Below are 13,005 nucleotides of genomic sequence, written 5' to 3' on the forward strand. Positions count from 1 at the left end.
GATCATTCTAACGAAAATAATTCATTGGAAAGATTAGTCGGGGAATGGCATTCCCCGGGCGAAGTCGCCTGGAGCATGACGTTGTCTTCCTTATCCCACATTGCGAACGATATTCCAAAAAGCCTGATTTCCGCCGAACCCGCGCAGCGCCGCAAGGCGCTCGACTCGACCAAGGCCGGACCCGTGCCCGGTATGATATTGGTCGCGATGATCACTGCGGTGGCCTTCTCGGCCCACAACGTCTCCGGCTTTGCCCTGTTCAGCCCGATGATAATAGCCGTCGTCGCCGGCATGATCTACTCCAACGTGCTCGGCACGCCGGCGCACGCCAAGGCCGGCATCGCGTTTTCGCAGCGCCGGCTGCTGCGCTTCGCCATCGTGCTGCTCGGTTTCCAGCTGACGCTCGGCCAGGTGGTGTCGATCGGCGCCGGAGGTGTCGGCATCGTGGCAGCCACCCTTGGCGCCACCTTCGTCTTCACCATCACACTCGGCCGGCTGATCGGCGTCGACGCGAAACTGGCGCAGCTGATCGCCGCCGGCACCTCGATCTGCGGTGCCTCGGCAATCGTGGCCACCAACATCGTCACCGACGCGCGCGACGAGGACGTCACCTACGCCGTCGCCTCGATCACCTTGTTCGGCACCGTCGCCATGCTCGGCTTCCCGCTGCTGGCGCCGCTGCTCGGCCTCGACCAGCATGCTTTCGGTCTGTGGGCGGGCGCCTCGATCCATGAGGTGGCGCAGGTCATCGGCGCCGGCTTCCAGAACGGCACCCAATCGGGCGAGATCGCCACCGTCGCCAAGCTCACCCGCGTCGCCATGCTGGCGCCGATGGTCATCGCGCTGGGCCTGATGGCGCGCCGCAAGAGCAGCAGCGACCAGCAGGCGGCGCGCCCGCCCATGCCATGGTTCGTCGCCGCCTTTGTCGCCGTCGTGGCTCTGAACAGCCTTGTCGCGATACCCGCCGAAGTGAAATCGGCGATGGCGCTCGCCACCACCATCATGCTGACCATGGGGCTGGCCGCCATGGGCCTGCAGGCCGATATCTCGCAGCTGCGCTCGCGCGGCCTGCGCCCGCTGGCGCTCGCCTTCTCGGCCTTCCTGTTCATCGGCGGCTTCAGCCTGATGCTGGTGAAGTTGGCCTGAGCCCCAAAGGTAGCGCTCTACGGCGCCCCTGTCCTGCCGGACAGAGGGGGCGAAGGAACTCGACGGCCGACCGTCGGTCTTTTTGCTGAGCGCCTAATCCTCGAACGAACTCGCCGCCACATAGATCGCGGCCAGTGTTTCGATGCCGGCCTGGTCTGCCTTGTCGAAGCGGCCGGGCAGCGGGCTGTCGAGATCGAGCACGCCGAAGACGCCTTCATCGTCTTCGAGAAGCACGACCAGTTCCGAACGCGAATCGGCGTCGCAGGCGATGTGGCCGGGGAAATCGTGCACGTCCTTGATCAGCATCGAAGTGCCGAGGTCGACCGCCGTGCCGCATACGCCCTTGCCGACGGCGATGCGCACGCAGGCCGGCTTGCCCTGGAACGGACCCAGCACCAATTCCTCGTCCGAGGCCAGGAAATAGAAGCCCGCCCAGTTGAGATCGGGCACCATCTGGAAGATCAGCGCCGCGGTGTTGGCGGCATTGGCGATCGAGTCGCCCTCGCCCTCGAGCAGCGCCTTCAGTTGCGCGGCAAGATCGCGGTAGAACGCGGCCTTGTCCGAAGTGTCGATGGCCTTGGCTGCGAACATGGCTTGTCTCCGAACTGAGAATCGCGGTTCCGTTTCCGCAGGCTCTGCACCGAACGACCGCCGGAACAGTCTACCGTGAATCCTACCCGCCACGAAAGCCGCAAGATAAGGGCCGCCGCCGGCGTCATCGCGGATGCGTCGGGCCGGCTGCTTCTGGTGCGCAAGCGCGGCACCAGCGCCTTCATGCAGCCCGGCGGCAAGATCGAGCCGTGCGAGGCGCCGCTCGACACCCTGATGCGCGAACTGCGCGAGGAACTCGGATTGGCGATCGACCCCGCCACCACCTCCCGGCTCGGCCTGTTCTCGGCCAAGGCCGCCAACGAGCCGGACAGCACGGTCGAGGCGGAATTGTTCGCGCTCTCCATCGACAGCCAGCCGATAGCCGCCGCCGAGATCGAGGAGATCATCTGGCTTGAGCCCGGCTCGACCAATTCCGTCGAACTCGCGCCGCTGACGCGCGATGTGGTGCTGAGGTTGAGCGGAATGTAGCGGCGGCGGCGCCGCTATTACATCGGACGCTTGGGTTCGCCGTTTTGTGGTGTTGCCGGGTCGGGCTCGGATTTCTTGTGCTTGTCGGCGGCAATCCTGCGGACGCGGTCGAAGCGGCTTTCCTCTGTCGTTTCGGTCGTGACGACCGTCTGTGGCTTCTGCACGAACACGATCATGGATCGATCTCCTGGGCCAGAGGCCTGCGCGCCGGGGGAGAATCCCCCGGCGATAGTCGTCTCGCCTGCGGCAAAGGCCGGTTCGGCGAGATACGGATCAGGCCTGAAAGACGGCTTTTATGAAACCATCTTCGCGAGCCGGTCGAATCCTAGTAGCCGCCCATGCCGCCACCGCTGCCCGCAGGCGCGGCATCCTTGGCCGGAATGTCCGAGATCATCGCTTCGGCGGTGATCAAAAGCGCGGCGATCGAGCCGGCATCTTGCAACGCGGTGCGCACCACTTTCGCCGGATCGACGATGCCCGCCTTGATCATGTCGACATACGCCTCGTTCTGGGCATCGAAACCCTGGTTGTGGTCCTTGCTGTCGGAGAGCTTGCCGACGACAACAGAGCCTTCAACGCCCGAATTCTCGGCGATCTGGCGGAGCGGCGCTTCGAGTGCCCTGAGCACGATCGAGATGCCGGCGGTGACATCGGCGTTGGCGCCGCCCAGGCCGGCAAGCGCCGTCCTGGCACGCAGCAGAGCCACGCCGCCGCCTGGCACGATGCCTTCCTCGACCGCCGCGCGCGTGGCGTTCAGCGCGTCGTCGATGCGATCCTTCTTTTCCTTGACTTCCGACTCGGTGGCGCCGCCGACGCGGATGACGGCAACGCCGCCGGAGAGCTTGGCCAGCCGCTCCTGCAGCTTCTCCTTGTCATAGTCGGAGGTGGTTTCCTCGATCTGGCCCTTGATCTGGGCGACGCGCGCCTGGATGGTCGCCTTGGTGCCGGCGCCGTCGATGATCGTGGTGGTGTCCTTTTCGATCAGCACGCGCTTGGCGCGACCGAGCATCTCGATGGTGACGTTCTCCAGCTTGATGCCGAGATCCTCGGAGATCATCTGGCCGGATGTGAGCACCGCGATGTCTTCCAGCATCGCCTTGCGGCGGTCGCCGAAGCCCGGCGCCTTGACGGCCGCGACCTTGAGGCCGCCGCGCAGCTTGTTGACGACCAGCGTCGCCAGAGCCTCGCCTTCGACGTCCTCGGAGATGATCAGCAGCGGCCTGCCGCTCTGCACCACCGCTTCGAGGATCGGCAGCATTGCCTGCAGATTGCCGAGCTTCTTCTCGTGGATGAGAATATAGGGGTCTTCCAGCTCCGCGCGCATCTTGTCGGCATTGGTGACGAAATAAGGCGAGAGATAGCCGCGGTCGAACTGCATGCCTTCGACGACGTCGAGTTCGGTGTTCGCGGTCTTGGCTTCCTCGACGGTGATGACGCCGTCATTTCCGACCTTGTCCATCGCCTTGGCGATCATCTCGCCGACGCTGGCATCGCCATTGGCGGCGATTGTGCCGACCTGCGCGATCTCGGCCGACGATTTGACCTTCTTGGCCTTCGCCTTGATTTCCACGACGACGGCCGCGACGGCCTGGTCGATGCCGCGCTTGAGGTCCATCGGGTTCATGCCGGCGGCCACCAGCTTGGCGCCTTCGCGCAGGATCGAGGCGGCCAGCACCGTGGCAGTGGTGGTGCCGTCGCCGGCGAGGTCGTTGGTCTTCGAGGCCACTTCGCGCACCATCTGCGCGCCCATGTTCTCGAACTTGTCGGCAAGTTCGATTTCCTTGGCGACGGTGACGCCGTCCTTGGTGATGCGCGGCGCGCCATAGGCCTTGTCGATGATGACGTTGCGGCCCTTGGGGCCGAGCGTGACCTTGACCGCATTGGTGAGGATCTCGACGCCGCGCAGCATACGGTCGCGCGCATCGGTGGAGAATTTGATTTCCTTGGCAGACATGATTTTATCCAGTTCGCATTTGGAGTGGAGCCGTCACCGCGCAGAGGCGCGGCGCTTCAGTCAGGCGGCCTTCTTGGCTTCGATGCTCTTTTCGATAACGCCCATGATGTCGGCTTCCTTCATGATCAGAAGATCCTCGCCGTCGATCTTGACCTCCGTGCCCGACCATTTGCCGAACAGGATCAAGTCGCCGGCCTTGACGTCGAGCGGAACAAGTGCGCCGTTTTCGTCGCGGGCGCCGGGACCAACCGCGATCACTTCGCCTTCCTGCGGCTTTTCCTTGGCATTGTCGGGAATGATGATGCCGCCCTTGGATTTGATATCGCCTTCGGCGCGCCGGATGACGACGCGGTCGTGGAGTGGCCGAAATTTCATGAGAACTTCTTTCTGGGGCCGGCATAGGCGGCCGCCCCCTTCTATAGGCTCTTTGGCACTCGATAGATAGGAGTGCCAAAATTTATTCCGAGCGGATATTGAATAATCATAGTATTATTTCGGCGCCCGGTTTCATGGGATCGGAAAACGACCAAATATTTCAAAAATTTGAATTTTCCCGGCAGAGTGCCTATTTATCGGACAAGTTCATTTTCACGATTTCAGACGCAAGGGAGATTTCCTCGATGGCCGACGGCAACCAGACGATCATGGAAAAAGCTGAAGCGCGCTTTGTCGACAAGCAGAAGAAGACGGCGGAGCGCAACAAGGCAACAGCCGAATATATGTCCGAAGCGAGGGCCAGGGAGATCAAGACGGCAAGGCTGAGGCAATTGCGGCTGGCCAAGGAAGAAGCCGACCGCGTGGCCGAGGCCCTGAACCCGACGCCGAAGAAGAAACGCGCGGTGAAGAAAACGACGGAGGCAAAATCATGAGCCTGACCTTCCCCAACCGCAGCCGCAGCTACGACGAAGCCGGCAAGCGCATCCGGTTCGTCGGCTATGACGGCATGTTTCAGATTTCCTTCTCGGTCGCCGCCGATGCCATGACCAGGATGCAGCCGGCGACGGCAGCCAATGAAGCCGGCTATCTCGCCACCTTCGACACCGAGAGCAGTGTCATCCGCGACGTAGCGTCAAAGGCCTATGACCGCACGCGCAAGAGCATGTATGTGCTGACGGCCGACGACTTCCGCTGAGACGACAGGCGGACGGCGCTGGATCAGGATTTACGCTCCGCCTTCTCCCGGCGCTCGACGTCCCGGACATTCATCTGATCGACCACGGCGTTGGCGTCGCGCGGGCTCATGCCGACCATCGCCCTTTGCCTGACGACGACGGGCTGGCCGGTGAAGACGTCGATGATGGCCCAGCTTTGGGGCAAGTCCATGCGCAGTGCGTAGCGGTTGGCCATTTGCCTCAGCCCTGCAACATGAAGAAGACCATGCCCAGGACCGATATCGTCCAGGCGACGACCGACAGCTTCAACACCATGCCGCCATGGGCGGCCAGAGCCTCCCGCAGCCGTGGGGCGATACCTGCCGACGGGACCGGTTCCACCGCGACGACACGGGGTCCCTTGGCGCCAAGTTTTCCAAAGACGGGCAACAGCGACGGTTCACGCACGAAAATGGCCTCGAATGTCGGGGAAAGTCGGAGCGGGCAAGCTCTCGCCCTTCCATAGCACTCTTTTGGCGAGTGCCCTGCATGCCAAATGCAAATAGGCTGCTTTAACGCCGGCCGCATGCCACGTGACCCCGATCGTCAGATGCTGAAAGCGCGCAAGTCGGCTGGGTAGCAGTCTTCTTGCCGGCGCGTCAGCGTCACAACGAAGACTAGGACCTGTCCGGCCCAGGCCGCAAATGCAAGCTGGCAAGACCCATCGCCCTTGATGGTCCGACGCAGGCTCTACGTCATATGATTTTGGAGGCCTCGCCTCGGGATCGAACCGAGGCTTCAGAGATTTGCCGTCTCCAGCGTAGCCGCTCCGCCACGAGGCCATGACTAGCGAACTAACCGATAATATTTGCGCAAGCGTTAAGACCGAAGAGTCGTTTGTAGACATGTCGCCGATTGCTGCTTTGGTTGGCTCGCGCCGTGGGCAGCACTGACGGCTGCCGATCAGGAATTCGCCTGATGAACTCGCCGGGCGCCGAGCCCGTGAGCCCGCCCTCCGGCGGCCACTTCGCACCACCGGAGGACCAGCCACTTTTCCTCTTGAACAGCCTCTGTATCTGGCCTAGCTTGGGTTGAGAAAAGGTTTTTCCAAACATTTCCGAGCGGGCTCGGCCATTGGCCGGGTCATTCCGGCCTGTAAGAGAAAACCTTTTCCCAATCGGGATTTTCGCCGCAATGGCATTGGACGATCAGCCAGCCTTTCCCAAGCCCGTCACCTTGCGTGACGTGGCGGCCGAGGCTGGCGTCAGCGTCGCCACCGCCTCGAAGGCGCTCAACGACCAGGGCCGCATGACCGCCGAGACCCGCGAGCGCATTCGCGAGACCGCGCAGCGCCTCGGCTTCCGGCCCAACAGCCTGGCGCAGAGCCTGCTGCGGCGACGCTCCTTCACCGTCGGCCTGCTCACCAACGATACCTATGGCCGCTTCTCGCTGCCGCTGATGTCGGGCATTTCCGACGCGCTGGTCGACGCCGGCGTCTCGGTGTTCCTGTGCAATGTCGAGGAGGATCCGCGTCTCGGCCAGCTCCATGTCGAGGCCATGCTCGACAAGCGCGTCGACGGCATCATCGCCACCGGCAAGCGCATCGACCGTCATCTGCCGGTCGACCTGTCCAATCTGCGCATTCCGGTGATCTATGCCTTCACCCAGCCCGATCCCGACGCCGTCGCCTTCGTCTCCGACGACGCTGGCGGCGCGCGGCTGGCAGTGGAGCATTTCTGTCGGCTCGGCCGCAGGCGCATCGCCCATGTCTCGGGACCGGCGAGCTTTGCCGTGGTGCACGCCAGGGCGCAGGCCTATCGCGATGTTCTGACCGAGAACGGCCTGTCGGTCACCGAGCCGCTGCTCGGCTCGTGGTCGGAGGCCTGGGGACACGAAGCCGTGGCGAGGCTGTTCGACGGCGCGGCCGACGGCGCAAGCGAAAGGCCGGACGCCGTCTTCTGCGGCAACGACCAGATCGCGCGCGGCGTCATCGATGCCTTGCGCGAGCGCGGTCTCGACGTGCCCGGCGATGTCGGCGTCATCGGTTTCGACAATTGGGAGATCGTGGCCGAAGCGACGCGCCCGCCGCTGACCTCGGTCGACATGAACCTGGCTGCGCTCGGCCGCGAAGCGGGGCTGACCTTGCTTTCCCTGGTCGGCGGCAAGCCCGCCGCGCCAGGCATCCGGAAACTGCCGTGCCGGCTGGTGGTGCGTCAGTCCTGCGGCCGCCTGCCGGACGGCTGAAGAACCAAACGCCGCAATCGGCGGCAAGCCGCGCATCGCGGCCAAAACGTGGAGGAGGAGAATATGAGGACTTTGATTGCCAGGCTGGCCTTGACGGCCGCCGTACTCGGCTGCGGGCTGCAATTTGCCGCCGCCGAGACCGCCAACATCTGGGTGCGCGCCGACGGCTCGAACTTCATGCCGCGCATCGTCGATGCCTACAACAAGGGCCACACCAACCAGATCAAGCTCGACATCATCCCCAACGCCGAGATCATTCCGAAATACGGTGCTGCCGCCGCCGGCGGCACGGCGCCCGACGCGCTGTCGCTCGACCTGATCTACACGCCCTCCTTTGCTGCCGCCGGTCAGTTGGAGGACATCACCGACTGGGCCAAGTCGCTCCCCTATTTCGCCAGCCTGTCGCCGGCTCATGTGAAGACCGGCACGTACAAGGACCGCATCTACGGCCTGCCCTTCTCCGCCGACGCCTCGGTGCTGATCTGGAACAAGAAGCTGTTCAAGCAGGCCGGCCTCGACCCCGAAAAGGGCCCGGCCAATTGGGCCGAGATCGAAGCCGACGCCGAAAAAGTCAATGCGCTCGGCGGCAACATCAAGGGCTTCTACTTCTCCGGCAATTGCGGCGGCTGCAACATCTTCACCTTCACGCCGCTGGTCTGGGCCTCGGGCGGCGATATTCTCTCACAGGACGGCTCCAAGGCGACGCTGGACAGCCCGCAGCTGCGTGGCGCCATCGATCTCTACCGCTCGATGGTCAAGAAGGGCCTGGTGCCGGAAGGCGCCCAGACCGACACCGGCGCCAATTTCTTCGCCGCCTTCGCCGGCGGCAACATCGGCATCTCGCCTTCGGGCGCCTTCGCCATCGGCGCGCTCAACACCCAGTATCCCGACATCGACTACGGCATCACCTTCCTGCCGGGCAAGGATGGCGGCTGGTCGTCCTTTGCCGGCGGCGATAATTTCGTCGTCACCAAGGGCACCAAGAAGATCGATGTGGTGAAGGAGTTCCTCGACTTCGCCTATTCGCTGGAAGGCCAGACGATCCTGGCCAAATATGGCAGCCTGCCGGTGCGCGGCGACATCGCCAAGGACGCGCTGAAGGACCTCGACCCGCGCTACCAGGTCGCAGCCGAGGCCATGGCCAAGGGCAAGACGCCCTATTCGGTGGTGTTCAACGACCTGATCAACTCCGCCAACGGCCCGTGGACGCAGATGGTCAACGAGGTGTTCTTCGGCGACGACGTCGACGGCGCCATCGCCAATGCGCAGGAGACCATGCAGTCGATCATCGACCAGGCGCCGCAGAAATAGGCGCCTGCCGGCCGCCCGCCTGTCTCCCTGAGCGGGTGGCCGGATACTGTTTGGTTCAGATACAGGGCTATCGCGTTGAGAAGACTCACTAGCATCGACAGCTTGGGACCTAGCGCACTTCGCCTCCCCTTCTCCCCTTGTGGGGTGAGAAGCGGTCCGCGCAGCGGACGAAAAGCCAACTGCTTGGCTTTTCGAGCTTCGAACGCCCTGAGCCTGCGAAGGGCCGGGTGGTGGCCGATCCACTCTGCCGGGTCCCCGCTGCTTCGCAGCGTCCCGGTGTTCGCCGGCCTTTCATCGTGCCACTGGCACGATGAATTCGCCTCCGGCGAACCGGCCGCTCACCCCACAAGGGGAGAAGGAAAAGCGGGCCAGCCATGACCACCATCACAGCAACCACCGCCCCGCCCCGCGCCCGAAAACTCGTCGGTGCCGGTCGCCGGCAATGGATCGGTCTCATCTACGTCGCGCCGGCCGTGGCGCTGGTCATGGTGTTCTTCGTCATCCCGCTCGGCATGACGGCGTGGATGTCGCTGCACAACTGGCCCCTGATGGGCGGGCACTCCTTCATCGGCCTCGACAATTACGTCGCGATCCTGCGCGACACCAGGTTCTGGAATGCGCTGAAATTCACCGGCTATTACACGGTGATCGTCACCATCGCGATCTTCGCCGTCGCCTTTCCGCTGGCCATCTTCATCGAACGGCCGCGCCCGCTGACCAATCTCTACCGCACCGCCTTCTTCATGCCGGCGGTGGTCGGTTTCGCCTCTGCGAGCCTGCTCTGGTCATGGCTGCTCAACGTCGATTCCGGCCTGTTCAGCCCGGCCGCCTACAACCTCGGCCTGATCGACAGGAAATTCAACCTTCTGGCCACCTTCCAGCCGGCCTTCTGGTCGATCATCGCCATGGTGGTGTGGAAGGTCGCCGGCTTCACCATGATCATCCTGATGACCGGCCTGCAATCGATCCCGCAGGATTTGCAGGAGGCCGCCGTCATCGACGGCGCCGGCCCGTTCGCGAGGTTCCGGGCCATCACCTTGCCGCTGATGCGCCGCACGCTGGCGCTGGCGCTGATCCTGTCGGTGGCCGGCTCGGTCCTCGCCTTCGACCAGTTCTACATCATCCTGCGCGGCGGCCCGCGCAACCAGACGCTGACGGCGGTGTACTGGATTTTCAACCAGTCCTTCGTGTCGTTCAAGCTCGGCTATGGCGCGGCGCTCTCCATGGTGCTGCTGGTAATCCTGGTGGCGCTCAGCCTGGTGCAGCTCTGGCTGCTGAGGAAGCCCGAGGGCCTCGACTGATGGCGCAGGCAATGTCCGCTCAAGGCAAGCTCGCCGCCAGCGTCGTCAGGCACTCCACCGGCATCGTCGCCTCGGTGCTGTTCGTGGCGCCGATCGTGTGGGCCGCGCTGTCGGCCTTCAAGCCGGCGCAGGAGGCGCGCCAGCCGCCGCTGCCGCCCTGGCCGACGACAGGCTTCTCGCTGGAGAACTACGCCACGCTCAACACGTTCGGCGACGGGCTCTGGGTCTCGGCGCAGAACAGCATCTACGTCTCTGTCATGACGGTGCTGGTCTCGGTCGTCGTCTCCGTGCTCGCCGGCTACGGTTTCTCGCGTTTCCGATTTCCGCTCAAGGACCTGTTCTTCGTCCTCATCCTGTCGACGATCATGATCCCGTTCCAGTCGATCCTGACGCCGATCTTCCTGGTGCTCACCAAGCTTGGCCTGCACAACACGCTGACCGGGCTGGTCGGCGTCTATGTGACGCTGCAACTGCCGTTCTCGATCTTCATGATGCGCAACGCCTTCGACGCGGTGCCGCGCGAGATCGAGGAGGCCGCGCGCATGGACGGCGCCGGAAACGCCACCATGCTGTTGAAGGTGATGCTGCCGCTGGTCTGGCCGGGCGTCGTCACCATCGCGCTGTTCGCCTTTCTCGGCGCCTGGAACGAGTTCCTCGCCGCTTTGGTGCTGATGACCGACCAGTCCAAGTTCACGCTGCCGGTGATGATGACCGCACTCCAGTCCGGCCGCTTCGGCGCCATCGACTGGGGCGCGGTGCAGGCGGGCGTCACCGTGATGATGGTGCCGTGCCTGATCCTGTTCCTGGCTTTGCAGCGCTTCTACATCCGCGGCCTGATGGCCGGGGCCGTCAAGTAATCGACCGAATGGAGTAAGTTCATGACCGCATCGTCTTCCGCCAGGCCTGCCAGCGCCTCAAGGCCCAAACTCGCCTTCCGGCCGCTACCAGTGCCGCAGGTCGACGTGCACGGCTTCTGGGGCGACCGTGCCGATGCCGTCGCCGCGCGCACCGCCGATATCCTCTACGACCGCTGCGTCGAGGCGGGCATGCTGGAGCAGATCGATCCGGACCGGCCCTCGCCCGGCGTCGTCATCCCGTTCCATTCCCCATCGCCCGACGAGGCGGCTTCCCCCGGCTTCACCGGCTCGACGGTGACGACGCAGATGTTCTGGGACTCCGATTGGGGCAAGACGATCGAGACGGCGGCCTATTCGCTCTACCGCGCCAAGAACCCGGAGCTGGAGAAGAAGATCGACGCCGTCATCGACCTCTACGAAAAGCTGCAGCAGCCGGACGGCTATCTCTCGAGCTGGTACCAGCGCATCCAACCCGGCCTGCGCTGGACCAATCTGCGCGATTGCCACGAGCTCTATTGCGCCGGCCACCTGATCGAGGGCGCCGTCGCCTATTACCAGGCGACCGGCAAGCGCAAGCTGCTCGACGTCATGTGCCGCTATGCCGACCATATCGCCTCGGTGCTCGGGCCCGAGCCGGGCAAGAAGAAGGGCTATTGCGGCCATGAGGAGATCGAGCTGGCGCTGGTGAAGCTGGCGCGGGTGACTGGCGAGAACAAATACATGGAGCTGGCGAAATACTTCATCGACCAGCGCGGCCAGCAACCGCATTATTTCGACGAGGAGGCGCGCGCCCGCGGCACCGATCCCAAGGCCTATCATTTCAAGACCTATGAATACAGCCAGTCGCACATTCCGGTGCGCGAGCAGGACAAGGTCGTCGGTCATGCGGTCAGGGCGATGTATCTCTATTCCGGCATGGCCGACATCGCCACCGAATATGGCGACGACAGCTTGCGGGTGGCGCTCGACCGGCTGTGGGACGATCTCACCAGCAAGAACCTCTACATCACCGGCGGGCTCGGGCCGTCGGCGCACAATGAGGGCTTTACCAGCGATTTCGACCTGCCCAATGAGAGCGCCTACGCCGAGACCTGTGCCGCCGTCGGCCTGGTGTTCTGGGCCAGCCGCATGCTCGGCATGGGGCCGAACGCCCGCTACGCCGATATCATGGAGCGGGCGCTCTACAACGGCTCGATCTCGGGCCTGTCGCTCGACGGCTCGCTGTTCTTCTACGAAAACCCGCTGGAAAGCCGGGGCCGGCACAACAGATGGAAATGGCACCGCTGCCCGTGCTGCCCGCCCAATATCGGGCGCATGGTGGCCTCCATCGGCAGCTATTTCTACAGCCTGGCGGACGACGCGCTTGCCGTCCATCTCTATGGCGATTCCACCGCTCGTTTCGACATAGCGGGCGTGCCGGTGGCACTGACGCAGGCGAGCCGCTACCCCTGGGACGGCGCGGTCGCCATCACCATCGAGCCGCAGGCGCCGGTCGCGTTCACCCTGCATCTGCGCGTGCCGGCATGGAGCGCCGGCGCGGCGCTCAAGGTCAATGGCGAGACGGTGAAGCTCGAGGACGTCACCAGCGATGGCTACGCGGCGATCCGGCGCACATGGAAGAAGGGCGATAGCGTCCGCCTCGATCTCGAAATGCCGATCGAACGGCTCTACGCCAACCCGCAGGTGCGCCAGGACGCCGGCCGCGTCGCGCTGTCGCGCGGCCCGCTGATCTACTGCGTCGAGGCGACCGACAATGACGGCAGCCTGCACCGCATCGCATTGCCGCGCACCGCAAGCATCGAGGCGCATGACGAGCCGGACCTGCTGGGCGGCGTGGTGGCGCTTTCGACCACAGCGCTGGCCGACACCGATGAGGGCTGGCAAAACGGGCTTTACCGCACCGACCCGCCCGCTGCCAGACAGACGCGGCTGACCGCCATCCCCTATTTCGCCTGGGACAACCGCGAGCCCGGCGAGATGCTGGTGTGGCTGAGGGACGGATGAGGCCAGAAGGGCGCGAA

15 protein-coding genes are annotated in these 13,005 nt (G+C 64.1%); 9 read left to right on the forward strand and 6 right to left on the reverse strand.

Translation table 11 applies throughout. The features are described from left to right. The first annotated feature begins 81 nt into the window (after positions 1 to 81). Positions 82 to 1,146: a YeiH family protein gene (locus tag LB547_RS09590; protein WP_140622847.1), complete on the forward strand. Its 1,065-nt coding sequence runs from the start codon at positions 82 to 84 to the stop codon at positions 1,144 to 1,146. Between the two features lie 93 nt (positions 1,147 to 1,239). Here the strand turns inward: LB547_RS09590 and LB547_RS09595 are convergent, their stop codons facing one another. Further along, positions 1,240 to 1,737 carry a GAF domain-containing protein gene (locus LB547_RS09595; RefSeq protein WP_140516241.1) on the reverse strand — a complete coding sequence of 166 codons (498 nt, stop codon included), beginning with the start codon at positions 1,735 to 1,737 and terminating at the stop codon, positions 1,240 to 1,242. Between the two features lie 75 nt (positions 1,738 to 1,812). Here LB547_RS09595 and LB547_RS09600 point away from each other — a divergent pair, with 75 nt between their 5' ends. Continuing rightward, on the forward strand, positions 1,813 to 2,226 hold the full coding sequence (locus LB547_RS09600; protein WP_140516243.1) for an NUDIX hydrolase: 414 nt from the start codon (positions 1,813 to 1,815) through the stop codon (positions 2,224 to 2,226). 17 nt (positions 2,227 to 2,243) lie between these two features. Here the strand turns inward: LB547_RS09600 and LB547_RS09605 are convergent, their stop codons facing one another. The 3 genes from LB547_RS09605 to groES form a co-directional block, all read right to left on the reverse strand. Beyond that, positions 2,244 to 2,402: a hypothetical protein gene (locus LB547_RS09605; protein ID WP_181177965.1), complete on the reverse strand. Its 159-nt coding sequence runs from the start codon at positions 2,400 to 2,402 to the stop codon at positions 2,244 to 2,246. A gap of 149 nt (positions 2,403 to 2,551) precedes the next feature. Then, positions 2,552 to 4,180 (reverse strand): chaperonin GroEL, encoded by a 1,629-nt coding sequence (groL, locus tag LB547_RS09610; RefSeq protein ID WP_140516244.1) that lies wholly within the window; start codon positions 4,178 to 4,180, stop codon positions 2,552 to 2,554. 60 nt (positions 4,181 to 4,240) lie between these two features. Continuing rightward, entirely contained in the window at positions 4,241 to 4,555 is a 315-nt protein-coding gene (gene groES, locus LB547_RS09615) for a co-chaperone GroES (protein WP_140499186.1), read from the reverse strand. A 245-nt stretch (positions 4,556 to 4,800) separates the two neighbouring features. On the opposite strand from groES, the gene LB547_RS09620 reads away from it, so the two are divergent. Then, on the forward strand, positions 4,801 to 5,049 hold the full coding sequence (locus LB547_RS09620) for a hypothetical protein (protein WP_140499188.1): 249 nt from the start codon (positions 4,801 to 4,803) through the stop codon (positions 5,047 to 5,049). Beyond that, positions 5,046 to 5,312, forward strand: a complete 267-nt coding sequence (locus LB547_RS09625) for a DUF1488 domain-containing protein (protein ID WP_140499190.1) — start codon at positions 5,046 to 5,048, stop codon at positions 5,310 to 5,312. Before LB547_RS09620 ends, LB547_RS09625 begins: the two co-directional genes overlap by 4 nt. Before the next feature lie 23 nt (positions 5,313 to 5,335). Here the strand turns inward: LB547_RS09625 and LB547_RS09630 are convergent, their stop codons facing one another. Both LB547_RS09630 and LB547_RS09635 read right to left on the reverse strand, forming a co-directional pair. Beyond that, the gene (locus tag LB547_RS09630; RefSeq protein WP_140759631.1) at positions 5,336 to 5,527 is read right to left on the reverse strand and encodes a hypothetical protein; all 192 of its coding nucleotides are present in this window, start codon (positions 5,525 to 5,527) and stop codon (positions 5,336 to 5,338) included. Between the two features lie 5 nt (positions 5,528 to 5,532). Next, complete coding sequence (locus tag LB547_RS09635; RefSeq protein ID WP_140499194.1) at positions 5,533 to 5,739, reverse strand: hypothetical protein; 207 nt, start codon at positions 5,737 to 5,739, stop codon at positions 5,533 to 5,535. Positions 5,740 to 6,465: 726 nt separating this feature from the next. Between LB547_RS09635 and LB547_RS09640 the strand changes: the two genes are divergently transcribed. From LB547_RS09640 to LB547_RS09660, 5 genes are all read left to right on the forward strand, one after another. Further along, positions 6,466 to 7,515, forward strand: coding sequence for a LacI family DNA-binding transcriptional regulator (locus tag LB547_RS09640; protein ID WP_140565487.1), 1,050 nt, complete (start codon positions 6,466 to 6,468; stop codon positions 7,513 to 7,515). Positions 7,516 to 7,578: 63 nt separating this feature from the next. Then, entirely contained in the window at positions 7,579 to 8,826 is a 1,248-nt protein-coding gene (locus LB547_RS09645; protein WP_140582616.1) for an ABC transporter substrate-binding protein, read from the forward strand. 374 nt (positions 8,827 to 9,200) lie between these two features. After that, on the forward strand, positions 9,201 to 10,127 hold the full coding sequence (locus LB547_RS09650) for a carbohydrate ABC transporter permease (protein ID WP_140499200.1): 927 nt from the start codon (positions 9,201 to 9,203) through the stop codon (positions 10,125 to 10,127). After that, on the forward strand, positions 10,127 to 10,984 hold the full coding sequence (locus LB547_RS09655; RefSeq protein WP_140521386.1) for a carbohydrate ABC transporter permease: 858 nt from the start codon (positions 10,127 to 10,129) through the stop codon (positions 10,982 to 10,984). The genes LB547_RS09650 and LB547_RS09655 overlap by 1 nt, the downstream gene beginning before the upstream one ends. A 21-nt stretch (positions 10,985 to 11,005) precedes the next feature. After that, the gene (locus LB547_RS09660) at positions 11,006 to 12,988 is read left to right on the forward strand and encodes a glycoside hydrolase family 127 protein (RefSeq protein ID WP_140565498.1); all 1,983 of its coding nucleotides are present in this window, start codon (positions 11,006 to 11,008) and stop codon (positions 12,986 to 12,988) included. Positions 12,989 to 13,005 lie beyond the last annotated feature (17 nt).

Origin of the sequence: Mesorhizobium sp. B264B1B, from assembly GCF_020165765.1 — a bacterium.
GTDB lineage: Bacteria > Pseudomonadota > Alphaproteobacteria > Rhizobiales > Rhizobiaceae > Mesorhizobium.